Source organism: Streptomyces sp. NPDC002896, assembly GCF_040295225.1.
Lineage (GTDB): Bacteria > Actinomycetota > Actinomycetes > Streptomycetales > Streptomycetaceae > Streptomyces.
Genome location: NZ_JBEOVA010000007.1, coordinates 73123 through 96120, shown reverse-complemented (window position 1 = coordinate 96120; position 22998 = coordinate 73123). Strand labels below are relative to the sequence as shown.

Genomic DNA, 22998 nt, shown 5'->3' with positions numbered 1-22998 from the left:
CAGCCGGACACCCGCAACTGCCGCACGCCTGGAACAGCCAGACACATGAAACGACGCACCATCGAGCCCCGCGACGGCTGGCAGCAGACCGTCGAGGAGCAGGGGCTGATCTATCCGCTCACCCGTTTCCCCGATGGCTCGCTGCGCCCGTACTGGGACGAGAGCGCGTACTACGTCTTCTCGCTGCCCGAGGTCGAGGCGCTGGAGGAGGTCGTCGAGGGGCTGCACCGGATGTGCCTGGCGGCGGCGCAGTACATCGTCGACGAGGACCGGTTCGCGGATCTCGGCATCACCGATCCGCGGCTGGCCGAGCTGGTCGGCGAGGCGTGGCGGCGCCGGGCCGAACTGCCGTCCGTCTACGGCCGCTTCGACCTCCGTTACGACGGCAGCGGCCCCGCCAAACTGCTGGAGTACAACGCCGACACGCCGACGTCCCTGGTCGAGGCCGCGAGCCCGCAGTGGTTCTGGATGGAGGAGCGCTTCCCCGGCGCCGACCAGTGGAACTCCCTGCACGAACGGCTCGTCGACGCCTGGAAGAAGCAGGCCGCCCTGCTGCCGCCGGGCAGCCCCCTGTACTTCGCGCACTCATCGGCCGACGAGCTCGGCGAGGACCTGATGACCGTCGCGTATCTGCAGGAGACCGCCCAGCAGGCCGGGCTCGACACCGAGTGGATCTCCATGGAGGAGATCGGCTGGGACCGGCTCTCCGGGCGCTTCGTGGACAAGCGGCTCCGCTTCATCCGCAGCTGCTTCAAGCTCTACCCGTGGGAGTGGCTGACGACCGACCGCTTCGGCGAGCACGTCCTCGACACGCTCGACAACGGCGGCGGCACCGGCAGCACCCTGTGGATCGAGCCGGCCTGGAAGATGCTGCTGTCCAACAAGGCGCTCCTCGCCATCCTCTGGGAGCTGTTCCCCGGCCATCCGAACCTCCTGCCCGCCTACCTCGACGGCCCGCGCGACCTGGCGGCGACCACGGGATACGTCGCCAAGCCGCTGCTCGGCCGTGAGGGCGCCGGGGTCACGGTGCACGAGGCGGGCCCCGGCGACCCCGTCGTACGGGAAGAGCCCTGCTGCTACCAGGAGTTGGCGCCCCTGCCGTCATTCGACGGCAACCGCGTGGTGCTCGGCGCCTGGGTCGTCGAGGACGAGTCGGCGGGGCTGGGCATCCGCGAGTCGTCGGGGCTGGTCACGGACGAGTACGCCCGCTTCCTGCCCCATGTGATCCTGTAAGCCTTTTCGGGGCCTGTGACGTCAGGTCCTGGCGGCCAGTACGGCCCGCAGCTGGTCCAGCCCCCAGTCCAGGTCCTCCTTGCTGATGACCAGCGGCGGGGCGATCCGGATGGTGGAGCCGTGGGTGTCCTTGACCAGGACGCCCCGATCCATCAGCCGCTCCGAGATCTGCCGCCCCGTGCCGTACGACGGGTCGATGTCGACACCCGCCCACAGGCCGCGGCCGCGCACCTCCCGCACGGGGCCGCCGCTGCCCGCGAGCAGCCGCAGCTCGTCGTGGAGATGCGAGCCCAGCTCCGCGGCCCGCTGCTGGTACTCGCCCGAGCGCAGCATGTCGATGACCTCCAGCGCCACGGCGCACGCCAGCGGGTTCCCGCCGAACGTCGAACCGTGCTCACCGGGCCTGAACACCCCGAGGACGTCGGCGGACGACACGACCGCCGACACCGGCACGATGCCGCCCCCGAGCGCCTTGCCGAGCACGTACGCGTCCGGCACGACGCCCTCGTGGTCGCACGCGAAGGTCTTCCCCGTACGGCCCAGGCCGGACTGGATCTCGTCGGCGATGAACAGCACGTTCCGCTCGCGCGTCAGCTCCCGTACGCCCCGCAGATAGCCCTCGGGCGGCACCAGCACCCCGGCCTCGCCCTGGATGGGCTCCAGCAGCACGGCGACCGCGTTCTCCGTGAGCGCCTCGCGCATCGCGGTCAGGTCGCCGTACGGGACGATCTCGAAGCCGGGCGTGTACGGGCCGAAGTCCGCCCGGGCCTCCGGGTCCGTGGAGAAGCTGATGATCGTCGTCGTGCGGCCGTGGAAGTTGCCCGCCGCGACGACGACCTTGGCCATGCAGTCGGGCACGCCCTTGATCCGGTAGCCCCACTTCCGTGCGGTCTTCACGGCGGTCTCGACCGCCTCCGCACCCGTGTTCATCGGCAGCACCATCTCCATGCCGCACAGCTCGGCCAGCCGCGCACAGAACTCCGCGAACCGGTCGTGGTGGAAGGCCCGCGAGGTCAGCGTCACCCGCTCCAGCTGCGCGTGCGCGGCCTCGATCAGCCGCCGGTTGCGGTGCCCGAAATTGAGCGCCGAGTACCCGGCGAGCAGATCGAGATAGCGGCGCCCCTCGACGTCCGTCATCCACGCCCCGTCGGCGGTCGCGATGACGACGGGCAGCGGGTGATAGGTGTGCGCAGTGTGCGCCTCGGCAGAGGCGATGAGCGCATCGGCAGCACTCACGGGACCTCCGTCCGTACGGCAGAGAAGGGCAGGTGTGCCCTTTCTACCCGATTTGCCTGCACGGCGCGGCGCTGCGGGCGGCGCCCCATCGGCAGCGCTCCCGCATCCTGGACCGGCAAGGCCGCCCTGCGGCCTTGCCGGTAGGCTGGCCGCGGGCCGTGACTGGCGCGCTGGGATGGGACCGACCATCGGGGAGCGGCCCGCGCAAACCGTGTGCCGTGCGCCTGGGCCGACCCGTGCATCCCGTGTCCGCGTCCGGAGGTCCGACGACATGCCAGAGCCCCTCTCCACCGAGTCCACCGCCTTCCGCAGCGCCCTCGATGTGATCCGGGGTGTCGAGCCCCGCGTCGCCGACGCCATCGGCCAGGAGATCGAGGACCAGCGCGCCTCGCTGAAGCTGATCGCCAGCGAGAACTACGCCTCGCCCGCCGTCCTGCTGACCATGGGCAACTGGTTCAGCGACAAGTACGCCGAGGGCACCATCGGCCGCCGCTTCTACGCCGGCTGCCGCAACGTCGACACCGTCGAGGGCCTCGCCGCCGAGCACGCCAAGGAGCTCTTCGGCGCCCGCCACGCCTACGTCCAGCCGCACTCCGGCATCGACGCCAACCTGGTCGCCTTCTGGGCCGTCCTCGCCGCGCGCGTCGAGGCCCCCGCCCTGGAGCGGGCCGGTGCCCGCCAGGTCAACGACCTCTCCGAGAAGGACTGGGCCGAGCTCCGCCGCGACCTGGGCAACCAGCGCATGCTCGGCATGTCCCTGGACGCCGGCGGCCACCTCACGCACGGCTTCCGGCCCAACATCTCCGGCAAGATGTTCGACCAGCGCAGCTACGGCACCGACCCGGCGACCGGCCTTCTCGACTACGAGGCCCTGCGCGCCACCGCCCGCGAGTTCAAGCCGCTGATCATCGTCGCGGGCTACTCGGCGTACCCGCGCCTGGTGAACTTCCGCATCATGCGGGAGATCGCCGACGAGGTCGGCGCGACCCTCATGGTCGACATGGCGCACTTCGCGGGCCTGGTCGCGGGCAAGGTGCTCACCGGCGACTTCGACCCCGTACCGCACGCGCAGATCGTCACCACGACCACCCACAAGTCGCTGCGCGGCCCGCGCGGCGGCATGGTCCTGTGCGACGACTCGCTCGTCGAGCAGGTCGACCGCGGCTGCCCGATGGTGCTCGGCGGCCCGCTGCCGCACGTCATGGCCGCCAAGGCCGTCGCCCTCGCCGAGGCCCGCCGCCCCGACTTCCGCGACTACGCCCAGCGCATCGTCGACAACTCCCGCGCCCTCGCCGACGGCCTGATGCGGCGCGGCGCCACGCTGGTCACCGGCGGTACGGACAACCACCTCAACCTGATCGATGTCGCGACCTCCTACGGGCTCACCGGCCGCCAGGCCGAGTCCGCGCTCCTCGACTCGGGTGTGGTGACCAACCGCAACGCCATCCCGCAGGACCCCAACGGCGCCTGGTACACCTCCGGCATCCGGATCGGCACCCCGGCCCTGACCACCCGCGGTCTGGGCACCACCGAGATGGACGAGATCGCCGCCCTGATCGACCGGGTGCTCACCTCGACCCAGCCGGGCACGACCAGCAAGGGCGCCCCCTCCAAGGCGCAGCACGTCCTGGACGAGAAGGTCGCCGACGAGGTCTCGCGCCGGGCCGCCGACCTGCTGGACGGCTTCCCGCTCTACCCGGGCGTCGACCTCAGCTGATCCCCTTCCGATTCGGCTGATCAACGGCTGCCGGCGGCGTACTGCCGCCGGCAGCCGACGCTGTTCTCAGGGGCCGGTCGGCCCGGCCGGGCGCACTGTGTCCCACGTCTCATCGGCAGTCGCTCGACGGGGCCGCAGCCACCCGCATCCTGGAGGTGAGCCGTCGCCCTCCCGGCCGCGGAAGAAACGGTTCCCGAGCTGTCGCGGATCGGTTCCCAAGCTTTCGCGCGCACCTGAGAGAATGTTGAGCATGGTCTCTGATCACCCAGCCGTCGCCGCAGGCCCCGAGGCGCCCCGCTCCGCGTCCGGCGCCCGTCCGCGTGTCCTCTCCGGAATCCAGCCCACCGCAGGCTCGTTCCACCTCGGGAACTACCTGGGAGCGGTGCGCCAGTGGGTGGCGCTGCAGGAGACCCACGACGCCTTCTACATGGTCGTCGACCTGCACGCGATCACCCTTCCGCAGGACCCGGCCGAGCTGCGCGCCAACACCCGGCTCGCCGCCGCCCAGCTCCTCGCCGCCGGCCTCGACCCGGAGCGCTGCACGCTCTTCGTGCAGAGCCACGTCCCGGAGCACGCGCAGCTCGCCTGGGTCATGAACTGCCTGACCGGCTTCGGCGAGGCGTCCCGGATGACGCAGTTCAAGGACAAGTCCGCCAAGCAGGGCGCCGAGCGGGCATCCGTCGGCCTGTTCACGTACCCGATCCTGCAGGTCGCCGACATCCTCCTCTACCAGGCAAACGAGGTGCCGGTGGGCGAGGACCAGCGCCAGCACATCGAGCTCACCCGCGACCTCGCCGAGCGGTTCAACGGCCGCTTCGGCGAGACCTTCACGGTCCCGAAGCCGTACATCCTCAGGGAGACGGCGAAGATCTACGACCTGCAGGACCCCGCGGTCAAGATGAGCAAGTCGGCGTCCACGCCGAAGGGCCTGATCAACCTCCTCGACGAGCCGAAGGCGACGGCCAAGAAGGTCAAGAGCGCCGTCACCGACACGGACACGGTGATCAGGTACGACGCGGAGAACAAGCCGGGCGTCAGCAACCTGCTCACCATCTACTCGACCCTCACGGGCACGGGTATCGGCGAACTGGAGCAGAAGTACGCCGGCAAGGGCTACGGTGCGCTCAAGACGGACCTCGCCGAGGTCATGGTCGAGTTCGTGACGCCGTTCCGGGAGCGCACCCAGCAGTATCTGGACGACCCGGAGACGCTCGACTCGATCCTGGCCAAGGGCGCCGAGAAGGCACGCGCGGTCGCCGCGGAGACGCTCTCCCAGGCGTACGCGAAGGTCGGCTTCCTGCCCGCCAAGCACTGAACGACAGGGAGGACCGGCCGGACGAGCCGGCCGGTCCTCCCCCAGTGCCTCAAGGGCCTGGGAGGTACCCCCGGTGCCCGACTGTCCACCACCCGACGCGACGACAGGAGTAAGACGTGGGGACCGTAACGATCGGTGTGTCGATCGCGGTCCCGGAGCCACACGGCAGCCTGCTCCAGGAGCGGCGCGCGGGCTTCGGTGACCCCGCGGCGTACGGCATCCCCACACACGTCACGCTGCTGCCGCCCACGGAGGTCGACGAGTCGGAGCTGCCCGCGATCGAGGCGCATCTGCTGGAGGTCGCGGCGGCGGGCCGGCCCTTCCTCATGCGGCTGTCCGGCACGGGGACGTTCCGGCCGCTGTCGCCCGTCGTGTACGTGCGGGTCGTGGAGGGCGTCGAGGCCTGCACCTGGCTGCAGAAGCAGGTCCGGGACGCATCAGGCCCCGTGGCACGCGAACTGCAGTTCCCGTACCACCCGCATGTCACGGTGGCGCACGCCATCGACGACGAGGCGATGGACCGGGCGTACGAGGAGCTGGCGGGGTTCGAGGCGCAGTGGCCGTGCACCGGTTTCGCGCTCTACGAGCAGGGCGCCGACGAGGTCTGGCGCAAGCTCCGCGACTACTTCTTCGGCGGCGGCCACGTCGTGCCGCTGCAGGCGTCGGCACCCGTGGTCCGGCGAACACTGCCTGCGCACTGATCTCGGCAGCCGCACGGCGGAGCTGGGGATCGCGCGAGGGGGAAGGCATGGCCAGGGTCAACGCGGCACTCGCCGTGATCGTGCTCGTGTTCGCCGCCGTGGTGGCCTTGTACACCGTGGTCGAACCCGGCATGAGCTGGAAGTACGACAAGGTCTACAAGGACCTCGGCAGGCTCTCCGACGTGATCGCGACCGCCGACGACGACATCTGGGTGGTCGGCAACGCCACCCGCACCGTCAGCTACGCCGGGGACGAGACGGCCGACGACGGCTTCCTCCTGCACTACGACGGCACCCGCTGGCAGCGCCGTCCCATGCCGAAGGCGTTCGGCGACAGCGTCTACGAGGCCCGCTTCGACGAGATGGACTCCGGCGGATTCCTGCTGACGGCGAGCCTGAAGAGCCTGAAGGCGCCGCGGATGGCCCGCTGGGACGGCACGCGCTGGACCGCGGTGCCCCAGATCCCCGATGTCGACCGGGTCGTCGACGTGCGGGCTTTCGCCGCGGACGACATCTGGGCCTTGGCCGCGACGTCCCGGCTGTGGCACTGGGACGGCACCCGCTGGACCGACACGGCCCCGCCCGCCACGGTCAGCGCGCTCGACGGCGTCGCACCCGACGACCTGTGGGCGGTCGGCTACCAGGGCAGCGGCGAGTCCGAGGAGAGCGGCCATGAGACCATCCAGCCCGCCGCAGTGCACTGGGACGGCCGCTCCTGGACGCCCACCAGGACCCCGGAGTACCGCTTCCGGGCCCCGGTGCCTGCTGAGCCCGAGGCCTTCCTCACCACGGTCCGTGCACTGGCCGGGGACGACGTGCGCGCGTACGGCGAGCACACCTTCAACCACGGCGAACAGGACGACGAGCCCCTGGACGAGGCGATACGGATGCGCTGGGACGGCACCCGCTGGACCAAGCAGCCCTCCATGGACGACGACTGCGCCACCCGTGTCCCCGTGGCCGTCGACGGTGAGCGCGGGGTGTTCCTCAACGGGAACCGGTACCTCACCGCGGACGACGACTGCGAAAGGATCAAGCGCCCACGGCTGCCGAGCACCGACGGCATCAGGTCCAGCTCGCGGCAGCAGCTCTGGCTGAACGGCATCGAGCCGATACCCGGCACCGACGAAGTCCTCGGCGTCGGCTACGTCGGCGTCAACCAGGCCGGCAACCCCACGAGCAGATCCGTGATCGTGCGGCTGAAGCGCTAGGACACGCAGGCCGGGGCGGCTACACCGGCAACCGCCGGAACACCGCCCGCGGCACATGCCGCAGCGCCGACATCACCAGCCGCAGCGCGACCGGCACCCACACGACCTCCGAGCGGCGCCGCAACCCCGTCTCGATGGCCGTGGCCACCGCCTCCGGAGTCGTGGCCATCGGCGCCTCCGCCAGGCCCGCGGTCATCTTCGAACGGACGAAGCCGGGGCGTACGACCATGACGTGGACGCCCGTGCCGTGCAGGGCGTCGCCGAGGCCCTGCGTGAAGGCGTCGAGGCCCGCCTTGCTCGAGCCGTAGATGAAGTTGGAGCGGCGGGCCCGCTCGCCCGCGACCGACGACAGCACCACAAGCGATCCGTGGCCCTGAGCCTGCAGGGCCCTGGCGCAGACCAGGCCCGCGGACACCGCGCCCGTGTAGTTGGTCTGCGCGACGCGCACCGCCGCCACCGGGTCGCCCTCGTCGCGCGCCTGGTCGCCGAGGATGCCGAAGGCCAGCAGCACCATGTCGATGTCGCCCTCGGCGAAGACCTTGCCGAGCACCTCCTCGTGCGACCCGGGCTCGAGCGCGTCGAACGCGAGGGTACGGACGTCCGCGCCCAGCGCGCGCAGCTGTTCGGCCGCGGCCTCCAGCGCGGGCGAGGGGCGGCCGGCCAGCCACACCGTACGGGTGCGCCGCGCGATGAGGCGGCGTGCGGTGGCGATCGCGATCTCCGATGTGCCGCCTAGGACGAGCAGGGACTGGGGAGTGCCGAAGGCGTCCTTCATGACAACCAACTCCTGGGGGTGGCCCGGCCCTGGGGATGGCCGGACGGAGGGTCAGAGGTTCAGCCGGCGGGACAGGTCCGACACGAACACCCCCCGCGGGTCGAGTTCCGCGCGCAGCGCACGGAAGTCCCCGAGGCGGGGGTACATCGCGGCGAGCAGTTCCGGCCGGAGCCGGGCGTCCTTGGCGAGGTAGACGCGCCCGTCGGCCGCCGCGACCTCCTCGTCGAGCTCGTCGAGGAAGCCGCCGAGGCCCTCCAGGCTGGCCGGGATGTCCAGGGCGAGCGTCCACCCCGGCATCGGGAAGGACAGCCAGCCCGGGTCGCCTTCCCCGAACCGCTTGAGCACCGCGAGGAAGGAGGGGCAGCCGCGCCCGGAGATGCGGTGCACGATCCGGCGCAGGGCGTCCTCCTTTCCGTATCCGATGACGAACTGGTACTGGACGAAGCCGCTGCGCCCGTAGATGCGGTTCCAGTGCGGGACGCCGTCGAGCGGGTGGAAGAACGTCGAGATCTTCTGCAGTTCGCCCGTGCGGGACCTGGGGGCCTTGCGGTACCAGAGCTCGTTGAACAGCCCGACCGTGCCGCGGCCGAGCAGTCTCTCTGGCATGTGGAGGGGGGCGGCCGGCAGCCGCCTGGGGCGGAACGCCAGGGGCTCCCTGCGGGCGCGGGCAGGCAGGGCGTCCAGGGGCGCGTGATCGCCGCGCGTGAGCACCGAGCGGCCCGTCGACGCCCCGCGGGCGAGCAGGTCGATCCAGGCGACCGAGTAGCGGTAGCGGTGGTCGCTGGCGGTGAGACGGGCCATCAGGTCGTCGAGGTCCGTGGCGCGTTCGGTGTCCACGGTCATCAGGGACGTCTCGACGGGATGCAGTTGGACCGTCGCGGAGAGGATGACGCCGGTCAGGCCCATGCCGCCCGCCGTCGCGTCGAACAGCGGGGTGCCGCGCTCCACCGTGCGAACCTGTCCGTCCGCGGTGAGCAGGTCGAAGGACAGGACGTGCCGCGAGAACGAGCCCGACACATGGTGGTTCTTGCCGTGGATGTCGGCGCCGATCGCGCCGCCCACCGTCACATAGCGGGTTCCGGGGGTCACCGGCACGAACCAGCCGAGCGGCAGCAGCACCTCCATCAGCCGGTGCAGGCTGACGCCCGCGTCGCACAGCACCGTTGCCCCCGCCGTGCCGTGCGCCGTACTTACCGCGGCACTTCCCGTGGCGCCGACGGCCGATGAGCCGATCGTGTCGATGACGTGGATGCGGTTCAGCCCGGTCATGTCGAGCACGGCTCCGCCCGCGTTCTGCGCGGCGTCCCCGTAGGCGCGCCCGAGCCCCCGTGCGATCCCGCCGCGCCTGCCGCAGCCGCGGACCGCCTCCACCGCCTCCTCGTACGAGCGGGGGCGGACCACGCGGGCGACGCTCGGGGCGGTGCGGCCCCAGCCGGTGACGGAGTCGGTCTCTGCTGGCATGTCGGCGACCGTATCGTCCGACATGGGCGGTCATCGGTGGTTTGCCGATGATGTGGCCGCCCGTCACTTGAATGGGTGATTAAGGGAGTGTCGTCCAATACGGCCATGATTATGGGTTGTTGCGTAGACCGTGGAATTCCGGGCGGCCGGACCGAGAGTCCAGCGCCAGCCGGATGGATCGAGCACCAAGGGGCCACATGCACGACATGGACCACCGGTTGCTGTCCGCGCTCCGCGGCTGCGGCAGGGACCCGCGGGTGGCGGCGGCCGCGCGAGCACTGTCCTGGACCGGCGAGCACGGCGCGGTGTGGCTGGCCGCGGGGCTCGCGGGCGCCGCCGCCGATCGTGAGCGGCGCGGCGCCTGGCTGCGCGGCACCGCGCTGACCGCCGCCGCACACGTGGCCAGTATGGGCATCAAGCGCGTCGTGCGGCGCCCGCGGCCCGGCCACGTCGAGCCACTGGTGCGGACCGCGAGCCGGCACTCCTTCCCCAGTTCGCACGCCACGTCGGCGGCGGCCGCTGTGGTCGCCTACGGCGCGCTGCGTCCCGGGGGCGCCCGCCTGCTGGGGCCGGTCGCCGCCGCGATGTGCGTCTCCCGCCTCGTCGCCGGCGTCCACTACCCGTCGGACGTCGCCGCGGGCGCGGCCCTCGGGGCGCTGACGGCCCGGCTCGGGGCCCGGTGGATGACCGCGGGCCGCCCGATGGACGCCGGAGGGCCGGGCCGATGACCGAGCGCACCGCCGTACTCGATCGTGAACACCCGCGCCGCAGCCCCCTCGGGCAACCGTGGAGCGGCCGGCTGGATCTCGCGCTGGGCCTGCTGAGGACCGCACGCCCCCGCCAGTGGGTGAAGAACGTGCTGGTCGTGGCGGCCCCGGCGGCCGCGGGCGACCTGTTCTCGCCCGCGGCCTTCCTGCAACTCGCCACCGTCTTCGTACTGTTCACGGCCGCCGCCTCCGCGGTCTACCTGATCAACGACGCACGGGACGCCGAAGCCGACCGCGCCCACCCTGTCAAGTGCCGCCGCCCCGTCGCCGCCGGGCACGTGCCCGTCCCCGTCGCCTACGCCGTCGGCAGCATCCTCGCCGGTCTCGCCCCGGCAGTGGCCGTGGTGCTGTGCAACGAGCTGACGGCTGCGCTGCTGGCCGTATACATCGCCATGCAACTGGCGTACTGCATCAGCCTCAAGCACGTCCTCGTCGTCGACCTCGCCGTCGTCACCGCGGGCTTCCTGATGCGCGCCATGATCGGTGGCCTTGCGCTGGAGATCCCGCTGTCGCGCTGGTTCCTGATCACCACGGGCTTTGGCGCGCTGTTCATGGTCTCCGCCAAGCGGTACTCCGAAGCCGTCCAGATGGCCGGAAAGGCAGGCGCCACGCGCGCGTTGCTGAACGAGTACACCACCGGGTACCTGCGGTTCGTCTGGCAGCTCGCGGCCGGTGTCGCCGTCCTCGCGTACTGCCTGTGGGCGCTGGAGGAGGGCGGCGTCGCCGCCACGAGCCTGCTGCCCTGGCGGCAGCTGTCGATGGTCGCTTTCATCCTCGCGGTGCTGCGGTATGCGGTCTTCGCCGACCGCGGCACCGCGGGCGAGCCGGAGGACGTCGTACTGCGCGACCGGCCGCTCGCCCTCATCGGCCTGGTGTGGCTGGCGATGTACGGTCTCGCGGTCGCGGACTGGTGAGCCGGGCACCCCAGGCACAGGGCGGCGCGGAACCCGGCGGGCTGCGGGCCCTCGCGCCCGAGGTGCTGGGCTTCGCGGCGGCGGGCTTCTGTGCCTACGGCGCCGACCTCGGGCTCTTCCTCTGGCTGCGCGGACCTGCGGGATTCGACCCGCTGAGCGCCAAGGCCCTGTCGTTCGTGGCGGGCTGCACGGTCGCCTACGCGGGCAACGCGCTCGGCACGTACCGGCACCGCACGGCCGACGTCTCACGGCTGCGGCAGTACGGCGTCTTCCTTGCGGTGAACGTCGCCGGCGCCCTCGTCCAGCTGCTGTGCCTCGCGGTGTCGCACTACGGCCTCGGGTACACCTCGGGGGCGGCGGACACCGTCTCGGGAGCAGGCATCGGCATGGCACTGGCCACGGCGCTGCGCTTCTGGGGTACCCGGACGCTGGTCTTCCGCGCCGGCAAGCGGGGGACAGTGCGGGCCGACAAACGGGGGACAGAGCGCTCCGCGCGGGGCACACAAGGATCATGGACTGGCTGAAGAGGCTCCCCGGCATCGGGCCGCTCGTCGAACGGCTGATGACCACGCACGCGTGGCGCTCCTACGAGCGGCTCGACCGCGTGAAGTGGACCCGGCTCGCGGCGGCGATGACCTTCATCAGTTTCCTGGCGCTCTTTCCGCTGGTCACCGTGGCCGCCTCGATCGCCGTGTCGACGCTGAGCGCCGAGCGGGTGCACCAGCTCGAGGACAGGATCGCCGACCAGGTGCCGGGCATCGCCGACCAGCTGGACATCGAGGGGCTCGTCGCGAACGCCGGCACGGTCGGGGTCATCGCCGCTGCCGTCCTGCTGTTCACCGGCGTCAGCTGGATCGGCCAGATGCGGGAGTGCCTGCGCGCCGTGTGGGAGCTGCCCGACAGCGAGGAGAACCCCTTCGTACGCAAGGCCAAGGACGCCGGGGTCCTCCTCGGGCTCGGCGGCGCCGGGCTCGCATCGCTCATCGCCTCCACCGTCGCGTCGACCGCGGTCGGCTGGACGGCGCGGCACCTCGGCATCGACGAGGGCGGCGCGGGCGGAGTGCTGCTCCAGACGGCCGCCTTCGCCATCGCCGTCCTGGCCGATTTCCTCCTGCTCCTCTACCTCCTCACCCTGCTGCCCGGCGTCCATCCGGAACGGCGCCGGCTGATCACCGCGGCGCTGGTCGGCGCCGTCGGGTTCGAGCTGCTGAAGTTGCTGATCGGCAGCTATATGAGGGGAGTGGCGGCGAAGAGCATGTACGGCGCCTTCGGCGTGCCGGTCGCGCTGCTGCTGTGGATCAACTTCACCGCGAAGCTGCTGCTGGTCTGCGCCGCCTGGACGGCGACGCAGCACAGGGAGCCGCAGGAGGAGCCGGGGCCGGACGGCGACGACGGCGACGAGGGCGGAGTCGGCGGCACCGGGATCGTGGCCGGTGGTTCCGGGGTCAGGGGCGCGGCCGGCGGCGCACCAGGTCCGGAAGCGGCCAGCGGCGCCTGACCACGAACATGCCGGCGGCCAGGACCACCAGCAGCCCGCCCGTGATCGCCAGCGCGGTCGCGATGCCGCTCGACCCCTCCTTGGCGGCGGCCGCCGGCTCGGCCTTCGTGTCCGACGCGTCCTTGCCGGGCCCCGCGGCGCCGTCCTGGCTGCCCGCGGCGCCGCTCGTACCGCTGCCCGTCTCCGCGCTCTTCGGCGGCACGAGCTCGCCGACGGGCCTCACCTTCCCCGCGGCCTGGAAGCCCCAGTCGAACAGGCGGGCCGTCTCCTTGTAGACCTCGTTGCTCACCTTCGTCTCCGGGTTCATGACGGTGACGAGCAGCACCCTGCCGTCGCGTTCGGCGACCCCGGTGAAGGTCGCGCCCGCGTTCGTGGTGTTGCCGTTCTTGACGCCGGCGATGCCCTTGTAGGGGGAGAGCCCGTAGTCGCCGGTCAGCAGCCGGTTGGTGTTCTGGATTTCGAAGGACCCGCGCTTGGTGCCGTTCTTCGTCTTCTTCGTCTCGCCGGGGAACTGGGCCCGCACAGTCGAGCAGTACTCGCGGAAGTCCTTCTTCTGCAGCCCCGAACGCGCGAACAGCGTCAGGTCGTACGCGGACGAGACCTGGCCCGGGGCGTCGTAGCCGTCCGGACTGATCACATGCGTGTCCAGCGCCTGCAGTTCCTCGGCGTGCTCCTGCATCTCCTTGACGGTCTGGTCGACGCCGCCGTTCATCGCGGACAGCACGTGCACCGCGTCGTTGCCCGAGCGGAGGAAGACGCCCAGCCACAGGTCGTGGACCGTGTAGGTCTCCTCCTCCTTGATGCCCACCAGGCTGGAGCCCGCACCCATGCCCGCGAGGTCGGACGGTTCCACCTTGTGCTTCTGCGTCTTGGAGAACTTCGGCAGCACCGTGTCGGCGAAGAGCATCTTCATGGTGCTCGCCGGGGCCAGCCGCCAGTGCGCGTTGTGCGAGGCCAGGACCTCGCCGGATTCCGCGTCCGCGACGATCCAGGAACGGGCCGCCACATCCTTCGGCAGCACCGGAGCACCGTTCGCCAGATCCACCTGCGTGCCCGCCTCGCCCAGCCGGACCCCGCCGACGGTCGACATGTCGGCCGGCGGCTTCGCCTGGCTGCCCGCCGGCTTGTCATCCGCGAGGGCGGGCGGGGCGATCGAAATAGACAACAACGCGACAGAAGCCACCAAATAGGTGGCCCTTCTTTTCAAATTCAACGTGTTATAGGCAGGCACGGTCGAGAACGTACAGGGCGCCGATGACGATGTCGTCGTCGAGGTATGACGTGTTTCACGCTCCCCACCCCGCGCGGGACGCCGGGCCGCGGACGGCGATACTGGACGTATGAAGCTCAGCCGCCCCGTCTCCTGGTTCCTGCTCGCTTTTGGGGTGTGGAGCTGGGTCATCTGGATCACTTTCGTCAAGAACCTGTGGAAGGACGCCAGCGGGCTCGCGTTCGACGACGCGGGCGACCCGACCGGCTATTTCTGGGTGCACCTGCTGCTGGCCGTCGTCTCCTTTGTCCTGGGGACGGTCATCGGGGTCATCGGGTTGCGCGGAGTGCGCGCACTGCGTCGAAAGTCATAAGCCGCAAGTCATAAGCCGCGAGGCTCAAGACGGCCCCACAAGACGGCCCGCACAACACGGCCCGCACCGGAGGGCCCTCGTCAAAGGGCCCTCGCGCGCCGCTCGAACGGCTCAAGCAGTACGGCTCAACGGTCTACCGAAAGGCGGCGCAGCCGTGGTCATCGTGTTCGTGCTCGTCGCTCTCGCCGTGCTGTCGGCCTTCTGCGGGCTGCAGTGGTACGCGTGGCGCCGCGCCGTGCGTGACACGACGGCCCGCGGCTCGGCCGCCCGGCGCGCGGGCAGCGTCGTCTTCGTCGCGGGGCCGCTGCTCATGTTCGGGGCAATCGCGAGTACGCGCGCGGAGGCGCCCTTCTGGCTGCAGCAGGTGCTGGCCTGGCCCGGCTATCTGTGGATGGCGTTCTCCCTGTACCTCCTGCTGGCGCTGCTGGCGGGCGAGTTCGTCCGTCCACTGTTGCGGCGGTGGTTGGCACGCGGGGATGCCAGGCACGGTGCCGGAACGGCGCCGCACGCGCCTGTGGGCAGTCGTTCCGCAGGGGCGATGGGGGTACCTCCCATGCCCTCAAGGCAATGGGGGAGGGTGGGCACAGGCGGAACCGGGCCCCAGCGGCTCGAGCGCCAGGCCGGGGCCGGGGCCGAGACGGTGCCCGCCGCGGTGGGCAGCGAGCCGGAGCCGGTGGCCGTACTCGGCCCGGACTCGGCGGCCGTACGGGAGCGGGAGCCCGCCCCCGCGTCCCCCGCCGCTCCGCCCCCGCCCGGCAACACCCCCACCCGCCGCCTCTTCGTCTCCCGCATCGTGGGCGGCGCCGCCGCGGCCGTAGCCCTCGGCACCGTCGGCAACGGGGCGTACGGCGTGCTCAGCGGCCCAAAGGTGAAGCGGCTGACGGTACCGCTGGCCAAACTGCCGCGCGCGGCGCACGGGTTCCGGATCACCGTGGTCAGCGACATCCACCTCGGCCCGACCCTGGGGCGCGGCTTCGCGCAGCGCGTCGTCGACCGCGTCAACGCGACCCAGCCCGACCTCATCGCGGTCGTCGGCGACCTGGTCGACGGCAGCGTCGAGAACCTCGGTCCTGCCGTAGAGCCCCTCGCCCAACTGCGGGCGCGCCACGGCGCGTACTTCGTCACCGGCAACCACGAGTACTTCTCCGGCGCCGAGCAGTGGGTCGACCACGTGCAGGAACTCGGCCTGCGCGCGCTGCAGAACGCCCGCGTCGAGATGGACGGCTTCGACCTCGCGGGCGTCAACGACATCTCCGGCGACGACTACGGCGACGGCCCCGACTACACCAAGGCCCTCGGCGACCGCGACACCTCACGCGCCGCCGTGCTCCTCGCCCACCAGCCCGTGATGATCCACGAGGCCGTCGAGCACGGCGTGGACCTCCAGCTGTCCGGGCACACCCACGGCGGACAGATGTGGCCCGGCACCATCATCGCCGACATGGCGAACCCGACGCTCGCCGGTCTGGAACGCTACGGCGACACGCAGCTGTACGTGACCCGGGGCGCGGGCGCGTGGGGGCCGCCGGTGCGAGTCGGGGCACCGTCGGACATCACGGTCGTGGAACTCGCATCGAAGCAGGCCTGATACCTCAGGACGGGGTCGGGGACGCGGCCGCCGGGTGACCCTGTGCTCACGGAGACTCAGGGCCCGCGGGCGTATGACGCGGAGCCGGCTCCTGAGGGGACCGGCGCCGTGAACCGGCCGGCGCCGGAAGGGTGTCCGCCACGCCGTCGCGCACGGTGAAGCGACGGACGCCGGGCACCGCCGCCGTCCCCGCGCACGCCACTGCGACGACGACCGCCGAGACCCACAGCGGCGTCCCGGCGCCCCACGCGTTCGCCGCGAGGGGCGCGAGGACGTAACCGAGCGGCATCGCGCCCAGTGACAGCAGCCAGTCGTAAGAGGTGACGCGCGCCAGCACACCCTCCGGGATGGCGGCCTGTACCGACGTCTGCCACACGGGGTTGAGGAAGCCGAGCCCCGCCTGCGCCACGCCGTACGCCCCGATGACGGCCGGGGCGGGTGCCTCTGCGGCGAGCAGAGCCAGCGGCAGTGCGTACGTCGCCAGGCCCAGGTTGGCGACGAGGACGGGACGCCGGGGCCGGGCCCGGCCGGCCAGCAGCGAGCCGACCAGCAGCCCGATCGCGCCCGCCTGGAGGATCGCGACCCAGACGCCCTCGCCGCCCAGCTCGTCGACGGCGAGGGCGGGGCCGAGGGTCATCAGCACGGCCGCGGCCCCGTTCCAGGCGGCGTGCCCGACAAGGCTCGTCCAGTACCAGTCGCGGCTGCGCACCTCCCGCCATCCCTCGACGAGGTCCTCGCGCAACCGGCGGCGCGGGACCGGCACATGGCGTACGCGGATCGCGGCGAGCAGTGCCGCGCTGACGGCGAACGAGGCGGCGTCCAGGACGAACGCCCAGCCGGGGCCGGCGGCCCAGATCAGCAGTCCGGCGAGCGCGGGCCCGCCGAGCTGCGTGCCGCTTTTGACCACGCCCAGCGCGGAGTTGGCGGCATGCCGCTCCTTCTCCGTGACCGTCCCGGTGATCAGCGACGGCAGGGTCGGCATGGCGAAGGCGGAGGCGGCGCCGCCGAGCACTTCGGCGATGGCGATGTGCCACAGCTGCGGGTTTCCGCCGAGCAGTTGGATGCCGACGAAGAGCTGCGTGGCGCAGCGTACGAGATCGGTCGTCAGCGCGACGGTCCGGGCGTTGAAGCGGTCGCCGACGACGCCGCCCAGGGGCAGCAGCAGAAGCCTCGGCACCATGGCGCAGCCGAGGACGAGCGCGAGCGCGGAGGTGGAGCCGGTGGCGCGCAGCACGGCGAGGGCCAGCGCGGCCGGCACCACGGCGTCGCCGATGAGGGAGAGGGAGCGGCCGGCGAAGAGCACGCGGAAGGAGGGGTTGCGCAGCAGAGGGTGCGACATGGCGACGAATGTATTTCGGTACCAAATGATTCGTCAACGAAATATCCGGAGCCGAAGGAGAGGGCAGTACGCTGACGTGTCATGGAGCGCAAGGAGCGGAAGCAGCCGACGAACCGCAAGGAGCCGAAGCGACCTGAGGAACGTGGCCCCGGTCCTGCCGGTGACCGTGACCGTGACCGTGAGCGCGACTGGACGGACGATCACGTCGCCCGCTGGCTGCCGGTCCTCCCGGATCTCGACCCGGACGTCGAGGGCGCGGTCACCCGCATGAAGAAGATCTCGGTGCATCTGCGCCGGGTCCGCGAGCAGTCCCTCGTCGATTTCGACCTGGAGCGCCACGAGTTCGACACCCTGCACCAGCTCGCCGCCCGCGGCGGCACGGCGGCCCCTTCGGAACTCGCCGCCGACCTCGACCTGGCCCCCGCCTCCGTCACCGGCCGCCTGGACGCGCTGGAGCGCCGCGGCCTCGTCCGCCGCACCCCGTCGACGGCCGACCGCCGCCGCGTGGACGTGGTGCTGACGGAGTCCGGGCGGTCCACCTGGCTGGGCGCGATGGACGTGCTCGGCCACGAGGAGTACCGCCTCCTCGGCGTCCTGTCGAAGGACGAGCGCCGCGCCCTGTCCGACATGCTGCGCCGGATCATGCTGGTCGCCGAACAGCACGGCGGCGCGTCATGGAAGTGAGTGTCAGCCTCGCTCCCACTCCGGTTCCCGCCCCAGCTCCGGCCGCTTGCTGTAGTCCGTGAACCCGATGACGTTCCCCCACGGATCCGCGACCTCCACGGTCCAGCCCGTGGCCACCGCGAACGGCTCTTCCAGGACGGCAACCCCCGCCGCCCCCAGCGCCCGCGCCGTGGCCCGCGCATCGCGCACCTCCAGCCAGACCCGGGGCCCCGGCCACGGCGGCGGCCGATACCCGAGGTCCTCCTCCAGCCGCAGCAGAACCCCCGGCGCCTCGCCCCCGACCTTCAGCAGCGCGATCCCGGCCTCGTCGAGCCGGAACGCCAACGGAAAACCGGCCCGCCGATAGAACGCCACCGCCTCGTCGAGATCCCCGACGGGCAACAACACGTTGTCGAACCCGAGCAACTCGTACGACGCCTCCTGTGACATGGCGTCAGGGTAAGCGCCCCCGCAGGCAGTGAGCGGGATCTCGGTCTGGGCGCAGGCGTGGGCGCCGTCGGGGCGGTTCACCCGGCAGTGATCAGACTGCCCGCGCCTTGCCCCCCGGATCCGGTAGCACCTTCGTCATCCCCGGCAAGAAGTCCGTGAACAGCTCGTGCACCTCGTGGACCAGCGGCCGCAGCACGCGGAAGCGGGCCAGGGACACGCCCCGAGCGGTGAGGCGGGCGCCGCGCTCGGCCAGCCGGTAACTGCGCTCGCGCCCTTCCGTGCGGTCGAAGACCCAGTACAGGACAAGGCCCATCTGGGACAGCCACATCAACTCGGGGAGGACATCCCGCAGTTCCTCCGGAACCTTGGCCTTGGATCCGGCCAGCACCTCGCGGTGGAGGGCGATGGCATCCTCGCGCGGGCCCTCCGACTCGGGCGAGAAAGGGCTGAGCGGGCTGTCGGGGTCGGCTGCGTTCTTGAAGAACTGCGCCGCGAACTCGTGATACGGCGCGGCCACGTCCAGCCAGGCCTTGAGTACCCCTGCGAGCCGCGCCTCGAGGTCCGTCTCGCGCTCCAGGACCGGCCGGACCGCCGCCTGGTGTTCGGCGCCGATCCGGTCGTAGAAGCCCTGGATCAGGTGCTCCTTGCCCGCGAAGTAGTAGTAGGCGTTGCCGACCGAGACCCCGGCCTCCTTGGCGATGGCCCGCATGGTGGTCTTGTCGTAGCCCCGCTCCTGGAAGAGCCGCAGGGCGGTCTCAAGGATGAGCGCGCGGGTCTGCTCGCTCTTCGTGGGCGCGGGCGTACGTCCGGTGGGACCGGTGGCCGGGGCTTCGGAGCCGTCGTTCGGTGCTGGCACGGAACCAGAGCCTAACCAGTGGCGCAGGTGCCGCTGTCACAGCCGGGTGGGTTGTACGTCCACCCGCGCTGCGGATCGTAGACCCATCCGTCTCCGCTGTAGTACACGCTCCCGCCCCACTGGGCCCTGGCCCGGCTGCTGTGCGACTCCCGCCACTTGGCGGCGGCGAGCACCGCACCCCTGGCCAGCCGCGCTCCGGCAGGCGTGCTCAGCCTGTAGGCGAGCGGGCGGTGCTCGCGCAGCGCCCAGAGGCAGACGATCCAGGCGGCGGAGCCGCGGTAGACCTGCCCGGCGTCCCCGACGACGGTGATCTCGTCGAGGGCGGCGCGCTGGTCGAGCGACGGAAAGCGACGCCGGGCCTCGTCCGAGCCGGCGGGGACGAAGTCGAGCGGCACCAGCTGCCGCTGCCGGGCGAGCCAGTCGCGCAGGAACGTGCACAGCGGGCACCGCGCGTCGTACAGGACGGTGAGCCCGCGGACCGGGACGCCGAGTGCGTCCCGGTCCCGGTCGGCGGCGATGGCCACCGCGGTCATGCCTTCGCCGTGGGGGCGACCCAGCCCTGGGGCGGGACCGGAGGCTGCTGCTCGCGCTCCATGAGGCCGCGCCGCCGGATCTTGTTGAGCACGTAGACGTTGCCGAGGTGCATCACGCCCAGTACCAGCAGGACGACACCGAGCTTGGTCGACAGTGCCTCGAACACCCCGCGGGTGTCCGCGACGGCCCCGTCGTCGCTCAGGTAGAGGGCGACGAAGCCGAGGTTGACGAGGTAGAAGCCCACCACCAGCAGGTGGTTGACGGCGTCGGCGAGCTTCTCGTTGCCGTGCAGCACGTCGGCGAGGAAGATCCGCCCGTTCTTGCTGAGCGTCTGCGCCACCCAGACCGTCAGCGCGATGCTGATCACCAGGTAGACCACGTATGCGACGACCGTGAGGTCCATGTCCCCACCCCTTCTGAAAAGCCCATGGCAAGGCTCTTTTCACGCTCTTGAACGTGTTCAAAAGCTGTCGTCGATGACTGTAGACTTGTTTTTGAACGCGTTCAAGCATGTTGACGGGCTCCGTGAAACGCGCGTGGGCCCCGTCTCCCGGTATGAAACCGGGGGACGGGGCCCACGAAGACGTACGACCGCGAACGGCGGCAGCCGTCAGGCTCCGAAAAGCCGTCAGAAGCGGCGCGTGATCAGCGCCCGCTTCACTTCCTGGATCGCCTTCGTCACCTCGATACCGCGCGGGCAGGCGTCCGTGCAGTTGAACGTCGTGCGGCAGCGCCACACGCCGTCCTTGTCGTTGAGGATCTCCAGCCGCTGCTCGCCGGCCTCGTCACGCGAGTCGAAGATGAAGCGGTGGGCGTTGACGATTGCGGCCGGGCCGAAGTACTGGCCGTCGTTCCAGAAGACGGGGCAGGACGAGGTGCAGGCCGCGCAGAGGATGCACTTCGTCGTGTCGTCGAAGCGCGCCCGGTCCTCGGCGGACTGCAGACGCTCACGCGTCGGCTCGTTGCCCGTGGTGACCAGGAACGGCATGACGTCCCGGTACGCCTGGAAGAACGGCTCCATGTCCACGACCATGTCCTTCAGGACCGTGAGGCCCTTGATGGGCTCGACCGTGATCGGCTTCTCGGGGTTGATGTCCTTGATCAGCGTCTTGCACGCCAGCCGGTTGCGGCCGTTGATGCGCATCGCGTCCGAGCCGCAGATGCCGTGCGCGCAGGAACGGCGGAACGTCAGCGTGCCGTCGAGCTCCCACTTGATCTTGTGGAGGCCGTCGAGCACACGCTCCTTGGGGTCGATCTCCAGCTGGAAGTCTTCCCAGGTCGCCTCCGCCGAGACCTCCGGGTTGAACCGGCGGACTCGGAAGGTGACGGTGATGTAGGGGGAGGCAGCGGACTCCGCCTCGACCTTGTCCAGAACAGGGGTTGCCATCAGTACTTACGCTCCATCGGCTGGTAGCGGGTCTGGACGACCGGCTTGTAGTCGAGACGGATGGACTCGGTGCCGTCGTCGCCGACCTCGCGGTACGCCATGGTGTGGCGCATGAAGTTGACGTCGTCGCGGTTCGGGTAGTCCTCGCGGTAGTGACCGCCGCGCGACTCCTTGCGGGCCAGGGCGGAGACGGCCATGACCTCGGCGAGGTCGAGCAGGTTGCCCAGCTCGATGGCCTCGAGCAGGTCCGTGTTGAACCGCTTGCCCTTGTCCTGGATGGCGACGTTCTTGTAGCGCTCGCGCAGCTCGGCGACCTTCTCGACCGCCGTCTTGATCGTCTGCTCGGTGCGGAACACCATGACGTTGGCGTCCATGGTGTCCTGCAGCTCCCGGCGGAGCTCCGCGACCCGCTCGGTGCCGGTGGAGTTCCGCAGCCGCTCGACCTGCTCGACGACGAGCTCGGCCGGGTTCTCCGGGAGCTCGACATAGTCGCTCTTGGCCGAGTACTCGGCGGCGGCGATACCGGCACGACGCCCGAACACGTTGATGTCGAGCAGCGAGTTGGTGCCCAGGCGGTTGGCGCCGTGCACCGACACGCAGGCGACCTCGCCCGCCGCGTACAGGCCCGGGACGACCGTGGTGTTGTCCGCCAGGACCTCACCCTCGACGTTCGTCGGGATGCCGCCCATGGCGTAGTGCGCGGTGGGCTGGATCGGGATCGGGTCCGTGTACGGCTCGATGCCCAGGTACGTACGCGCGAACTCCGTGATGTCGGGCAGCTTGGCGTCCAGCTGCTCCGGCGGGAGGTGCGTGAGGTCCAGGTACACGTGGTCGCCCTCGGGACCGCAGCCGCGGCCCTCGCGGATCTCCGTGTAGATCGAGCGGGACACGACGTCACGGGACGCCAGGTCCTTCATGACCGGCGCGTACTTCTCCATGAAGCGCTCGCCGTCCTTGTTGCGGAGGATGCCGCCCTCACCGCGGGCGCCCTCCGTCAGCAGGATGCCCATGCGCCAGATGCCGGTCGGGTGGAACTGGAAGAATTCCATGTCCTCCAGCGGCAGCCCGCGGCGGTAGACGGCCGCCTGGCCGTCACCGGTCAGCGTGTGCGCGTTGGACGTCACGCGGAAGAACTTGCCGGTTCCGCCGGACGCGTAGATGACGGCCTTCGCCTGGAAGATGTGGATCTCGCCGGTCGCCAGCTCGTACGCGACGACGCCCGCCGACCGCTTCACGCCGTCGACCTCGGTGATCAGCTGGTCCAGGACGTAGAACTCGTTGAAGAACTCCACGCCCTCCTTGACGCAGTTCTGGTACAGCGTCTGGAGGATCATGTGGCCGGTGCGGTCCGCGGCGTAGCAGGACCGGCGCACCGGGGCCTCGCCGTGGTTGCGCGAGTGGCCGCCGAAGCGGCGCTGGTCGATGAGACCGTCCGGGGTGCGGTTGAACGGCAGGCCCATCTTCTCCAGGTCGAGGACGGAGTCGATGGCCTCCTTCGCGAGGATCTCGGCGGCGTCCTGGTCGACCAGGTAGTCACCGCCCTTGATCGTGTCGAAGGTGTGCCACTCCCAGTTGTCCTCCTCCACGTTGGCCAGCGCGGCGGCCATGCCGCCCTGCGCGGCGCCCGTGTGGGAGCGGGTGGGGTAGAGCTTGGTCAGCACCGCGGTACGGCTGCGCTTCGTCGACTCGATGGCCGCGCGCATGCCCGCGCCACCGGCGCCGACGATGACGGTGTCGTACTTGTGGATCTTCATGGTTGGTTACCTCAGC

The 22998-nt window shown here is 71.0% G+C and carries 23 protein-coding genes and 1 riboswitch; of the genes, 12 read left to right on the top strand and 11 right to left on the bottom strand.

What is annotated here, in order from left to right; translation table 11 throughout:
• Positions 1 to 45: 45 nt before the first annotated feature.
• A complete protein-coding gene (locus tag ABT009_RS14285) occupies positions 46 to 1233 on the top strand; it encodes a glutathionylspermidine synthase family protein (RefSeq protein WP_351293172.1) in 1188 nt (395 codons plus the stop codon).
• 21 nt (positions 1234 to 1254) lie between these two features.
• On the opposite strand, the gene rocD is transcribed toward ABT009_RS14285, so the two are convergent.
• Positions 1255 to 2469 (bottom strand): ornithine--oxo-acid transaminase, encoded by a 1215-nt coding sequence (gene rocD, locus ABT009_RS14280; RefSeq protein ID WP_351293170.1) that lies wholly within the window; start codon positions 2467 to 2469, stop codon positions 1255 to 1257.
• A gap of 148 nt (positions 2470 to 2617) precedes the next feature.
• Positions 2618 to 2706: riboswitch (ZMP/ZTP riboswitch) on the top strand.
• A gap of 34 nt (positions 2707 to 2740) precedes the next feature.
• Here rocD and ABT009_RS14275 point away from each other — a divergent pair.
• The 4 genes from ABT009_RS14275 (at position 2741) to ABT009_RS14260 (ending at position 7413) form a co-directional block, all read left to right on the top strand.
• Positions 2741 to 4186 carry a glycine hydroxymethyltransferase gene (locus ABT009_RS14275; RefSeq protein ID WP_351293168.1) on the top strand — a complete coding sequence of 482 codons (1446 nt, stop codon included), beginning with the start codon at positions 2741 to 2743 and terminating at the stop codon, positions 4184 to 4186.
• Between the two features lie 250 nt (positions 4187 to 4436).
• On the top strand, positions 4437 to 5501 hold the full coding sequence (gene trpS / locus ABT009_RS14270; RefSeq protein WP_351293166.1) for a tryptophan--tRNA ligase: 1065 nt from the start codon (positions 4437 to 4439) through the stop codon (positions 5499 to 5501).
• Positions 5502 to 5617: 116 nt separating this feature from the next.
• Complete coding sequence (locus ABT009_RS14265) at positions 5618 to 6202, top strand: 2'-5' RNA ligase family protein (protein WP_351293164.1); 585 nt, start codon at positions 5618 to 5620, stop codon at positions 6200 to 6202.
• Between the two features lie 47 nt (positions 6203 to 6249).
• Complete coding sequence (locus ABT009_RS14260) at positions 6250 to 7413, top strand: hypothetical protein (RefSeq protein ID WP_351293162.1); 1164 nt, start codon at positions 6250 to 6252, stop codon at positions 7411 to 7413.
• A 19-nt stretch (positions 7414 to 7432) separates the two neighbouring features.
• Here ABT009_RS14260 and dprE2 read toward each other — a convergent pair whose 3' ends face one another.
• The gene (gene dprE2 / locus ABT009_RS14255; RefSeq protein WP_351293160.1) at positions 7433 to 8188 is read right to left on the bottom strand and encodes a decaprenylphospho-beta-D-erythro-pentofuranosid-2-ulose 2-reductase; all 756 of its coding nucleotides are present in this window, start codon (positions 8186 to 8188) and stop codon (positions 7433 to 7435) included.
• Between the two features lie 51 nt (positions 8189 to 8239).
• The gene (gene dprE1 / locus ABT009_RS14250) at positions 8240 to 9649 is read right to left on the bottom strand and encodes a decaprenylphosphoryl-beta-D-ribose oxidase (protein ID WP_351293158.1); all 1410 of its coding nucleotides are present in this window, start codon (positions 9647 to 9649) and stop codon (positions 8240 to 8242) included.
• Positions 9650 to 9846: 197 nt separating this feature from the next.
• Here dprE1 and ABT009_RS14245 point away from each other — a divergent pair, with 197 nt between their 5' ends.
• From ABT009_RS14245 to ABT009_RS14230, 4 genes are read left to right on the top strand one after another with little or no spacing between them, the layout of a single operon-like run.
• On the top strand, positions 9847 to 10377 hold the full coding sequence (locus ABT009_RS14245) for a phosphatase PAP2 family protein (RefSeq protein ID WP_351293156.1): 531 nt from the start codon (positions 9847 to 9849) through the stop codon (positions 10375 to 10377).
• On the top strand, positions 10374 to 11330 hold the full coding sequence (locus ABT009_RS14240) for a decaprenyl-phosphate phosphoribosyltransferase (protein WP_351293154.1): 957 nt from the start codon (positions 10374 to 10376) through the stop codon (positions 11328 to 11330). The genes ABT009_RS14245 and ABT009_RS14240 overlap by 4 nt, the downstream gene beginning before the upstream one ends.
• 41 nt (positions 11331 to 11371) lie before the next feature.
• Positions 11372 to 11854, top strand: a complete 483-nt coding sequence (locus tag ABT009_RS14235; protein ID WP_351293964.1) for a GtrA family protein — start codon at positions 11372 to 11374, stop codon at positions 11852 to 11854.
• The gene (locus tag ABT009_RS14230; RefSeq protein WP_351293152.1) at positions 11842 to 12828 is read left to right on the top strand and encodes a YihY/virulence factor BrkB family protein; all 987 of its coding nucleotides are present in this window, start codon (positions 11842 to 11844) and stop codon (positions 12826 to 12828) included. The genes ABT009_RS14235 and ABT009_RS14230 overlap by 13 nt, the downstream gene beginning before the upstream one ends.
• On the opposite strand, the gene ABT009_RS14225 is transcribed toward ABT009_RS14230, so the two are convergent.
• Entirely contained in the window at positions 12776 to 13993 is a 1218-nt protein-coding gene (locus tag ABT009_RS14225) for a D-alanyl-D-alanine carboxypeptidase family protein (RefSeq protein WP_502989872.1), read from the bottom strand. The two genes, ABT009_RS14230 and ABT009_RS14225, sit on opposite strands and share 53 nt — an antisense overlap.
• Before the next feature lie 175 nt (positions 13994 to 14168).
• Between ABT009_RS14225 and ABT009_RS14220 the strand changes: the two genes are divergently transcribed.
• Both ABT009_RS14220 and ABT009_RS14215 read left to right on the top strand, forming a co-directional pair.
• Positions 14169 to 14411 carry an SCO4848 family membrane protein gene (locus ABT009_RS14220; protein ID WP_351293148.1) on the top strand — a complete coding sequence of 81 codons (243 nt, stop codon included), beginning with the start codon at positions 14169 to 14171 and terminating at the stop codon, positions 14409 to 14411.
• 154 nt (positions 14412 to 14565) lie between these two features.
• On the top strand, positions 14566 to 15999 hold the full coding sequence (locus tag ABT009_RS14215) for a metallophosphoesterase (RefSeq protein ID WP_351293146.1): 1434 nt from the start codon (positions 14566 to 14568) through the stop codon (positions 15997 to 15999).
• A 46-nt stretch (positions 16000 to 16045) separates the two neighbouring features.
• Here the strand turns inward: ABT009_RS14215 and ABT009_RS14210 are convergent, their stop codons facing one another.
• Positions 16046 to 17338, bottom strand: a complete 1293-nt coding sequence (locus ABT009_RS14210; RefSeq protein WP_351293144.1) for an MFS transporter — start codon at positions 17336 to 17338, stop codon at positions 16046 to 16048.
• A gap of 81 nt (positions 17339 to 17419) precedes the next feature.
• On the opposite strand from ABT009_RS14210, the gene ABT009_RS14205 reads away from it, so the two are divergent.
• Positions 17420 to 18022, top strand: coding sequence for a MarR family winged helix-turn-helix transcriptional regulator (locus tag ABT009_RS14205; protein WP_351293142.1), 603 nt, complete (start codon positions 17420 to 17422; stop codon positions 18020 to 18022).
• 3 nt (positions 18023 to 18025) lie between these two features.
• Here ABT009_RS14205 and ABT009_RS14200 read toward each other — a convergent pair whose 3' ends face one another.
• From ABT009_RS14200 to sdhA, 6 genes are all read right to left on the bottom strand, one after another.
• Positions 18026 to 18451, bottom strand: a complete 426-nt coding sequence (locus ABT009_RS14200; RefSeq protein WP_351293140.1) for a VOC family protein — start codon at positions 18449 to 18451, stop codon at positions 18026 to 18028.
• A gap of 91 nt (positions 18452 to 18542) precedes the next feature.
• Complete coding sequence (locus tag ABT009_RS14195) at positions 18543 to 19307, bottom strand: TetR/AcrR family transcriptional regulator (RefSeq protein WP_351293138.1); 765 nt, start codon at positions 19305 to 19307, stop codon at positions 18543 to 18545.
• A gap of 11 nt (positions 19308 to 19318) precedes the next feature.
• Entirely contained in the window at positions 19319 to 19840 is a 522-nt protein-coding gene (locus ABT009_RS14190; RefSeq protein WP_351293136.1) for a thiol-disulfide oxidoreductase DCC family protein, read from the bottom strand.
• Positions 19837 to 20244: a hypothetical protein gene (locus ABT009_RS14185; protein WP_351293134.1), complete on the bottom strand. Its 408-nt coding sequence runs from the start codon at positions 20242 to 20244 to the stop codon at positions 19837 to 19839. Before ABT009_RS14185 ends, ABT009_RS14190 begins: the two co-directional genes overlap by 4 nt.
• A 225-nt stretch (positions 20245 to 20469) precedes the next feature.
• Entirely contained in the window at positions 20470 to 21228 is a 759-nt protein-coding gene (locus ABT009_RS14180; RefSeq protein ID WP_351293132.1) for a succinate dehydrogenase iron-sulfur subunit, read from the bottom strand.
• Positions 21228 to 22982 carry a succinate dehydrogenase flavoprotein subunit gene (sdhA, locus tag ABT009_RS14175; protein ID WP_351293130.1) on the bottom strand — a complete coding sequence of 585 codons (1755 nt, stop codon included), beginning with the start codon at positions 22980 to 22982 and terminating at the stop codon, positions 21228 to 21230. The genes ABT009_RS14180 and sdhA overlap by 1 nt, the downstream gene beginning before the upstream one ends.
• Between the last annotated feature and the right edge of the window lie 16 nt (positions 22983 to 22998).

Excerpts from the sequence above, each read along its gene's own strand:
- ABT009_RS14285 (WP_351293172.1), top strand. The coding sequence starts at position 46 with ATGAAACGACGCACCATCGAGCCCCGCGACGGCTGGCAGCAGACCGTC.
- ABT009_RS14275 (WP_351293168.1), top strand. The coding sequence starts at position 2,741 with ATGCCAGAGCCCCTCTCCACCGAGTCCACCGCCTTCCGCAGCGCCCTC.
- trpS (WP_351293166.1), top strand. The coding sequence starts at position 4,437 with ATGGTCTCTGATCACCCAGCCGTCGCCGCAGGCCCCGAGGCGCCCCGC.
- ABT009_RS14260 (WP_351293162.1), top strand. The coding sequence starts at position 6,250 with ATGGCCAGGGTCAACGCGGCACTCGCCGTGATCGTGCTCGTGTTCGCC.
- dprE2 (WP_351293160.1), bottom strand. The coding sequence starts at position 8,188 with ATGAAGGACGCCTTCGGCACTCCCCAGTCCCTGCTCGTCCTAGGCGGC.
- dprE1 (WP_351293158.1), bottom strand. The coding sequence starts at position 9,649 with ATGCCAGCAGAGACCGACTCCGTCACCGGCTGGGGCCGCACCGCCCCG.
- ABT009_RS14245 (WP_351293156.1), top strand. The coding sequence starts at position 9,847 with ATGCACGACATGGACCACCGGTTGCTGTCCGCGCTCCGCGGCTGCGGC.
- ABT009_RS14240 (WP_351293154.1), top strand. The coding sequence starts at position 10,374 with ATGACCGAGCGCACCGCCGTACTCGATCGTGAACACCCGCGCCGCAGC.
- ABT009_RS14230 (WP_351293152.1), top strand. The coding sequence starts at position 11,842 with ATGGACTGGCTGAAGAGGCTCCCCGGCATCGGGCCGCTCGTCGAACGG.
- ABT009_RS14220 (WP_351293148.1), top strand. The coding sequence starts at position 14,169 with ATGAAGCTCAGCCGCCCCGTCTCCTGGTTCCTGCTCGCTTTTGGGGTG.
- ABT009_RS14210 (WP_351293144.1), bottom strand. The coding sequence starts at position 17,338 with ATGTCGCACCCTCTGCTGCGCAACCCCTCCTTCCGCGTGCTCTTCGCC.
- ABT009_RS14205 (WP_351293142.1), top strand. The coding sequence starts at position 17,420 with ATGGAGCGCAAGGAGCGGAAGCAGCCGACGAACCGCAAGGAGCCGAAG.
- ABT009_RS14200 (WP_351293140.1), bottom strand. The coding sequence starts at position 18,451 with ATGTCACAGGAGGCGTCGTACGAGTTGCTCGGGTTCGACAACGTGTTG.
- ABT009_RS14190 (WP_351293136.1), bottom strand. The coding sequence starts at position 19,840 with ATGACCGCGGTGGCCATCGCCGCCGACCGGGACCGGGACGCACTCGGC.
- ABT009_RS14185 (WP_351293134.1), bottom strand. The coding sequence starts at position 20,244 with ATGGACCTCACGGTCGTCGCATACGTGGTCTACCTGGTGATCAGCATC.
- ABT009_RS14180 (WP_351293132.1), bottom strand. The coding sequence starts at position 21,228 with ATGGCAACCCCTGTTCTGGACAAGGTCGAGGCGGAGTCCGCTGCCTCC.
- sdhA (WP_351293130.1), bottom strand. The coding sequence starts at position 22,982 with ATGAAGATCCACAAGTACGACACCGTCATCGTCGGCGCCGGTGGCGCG.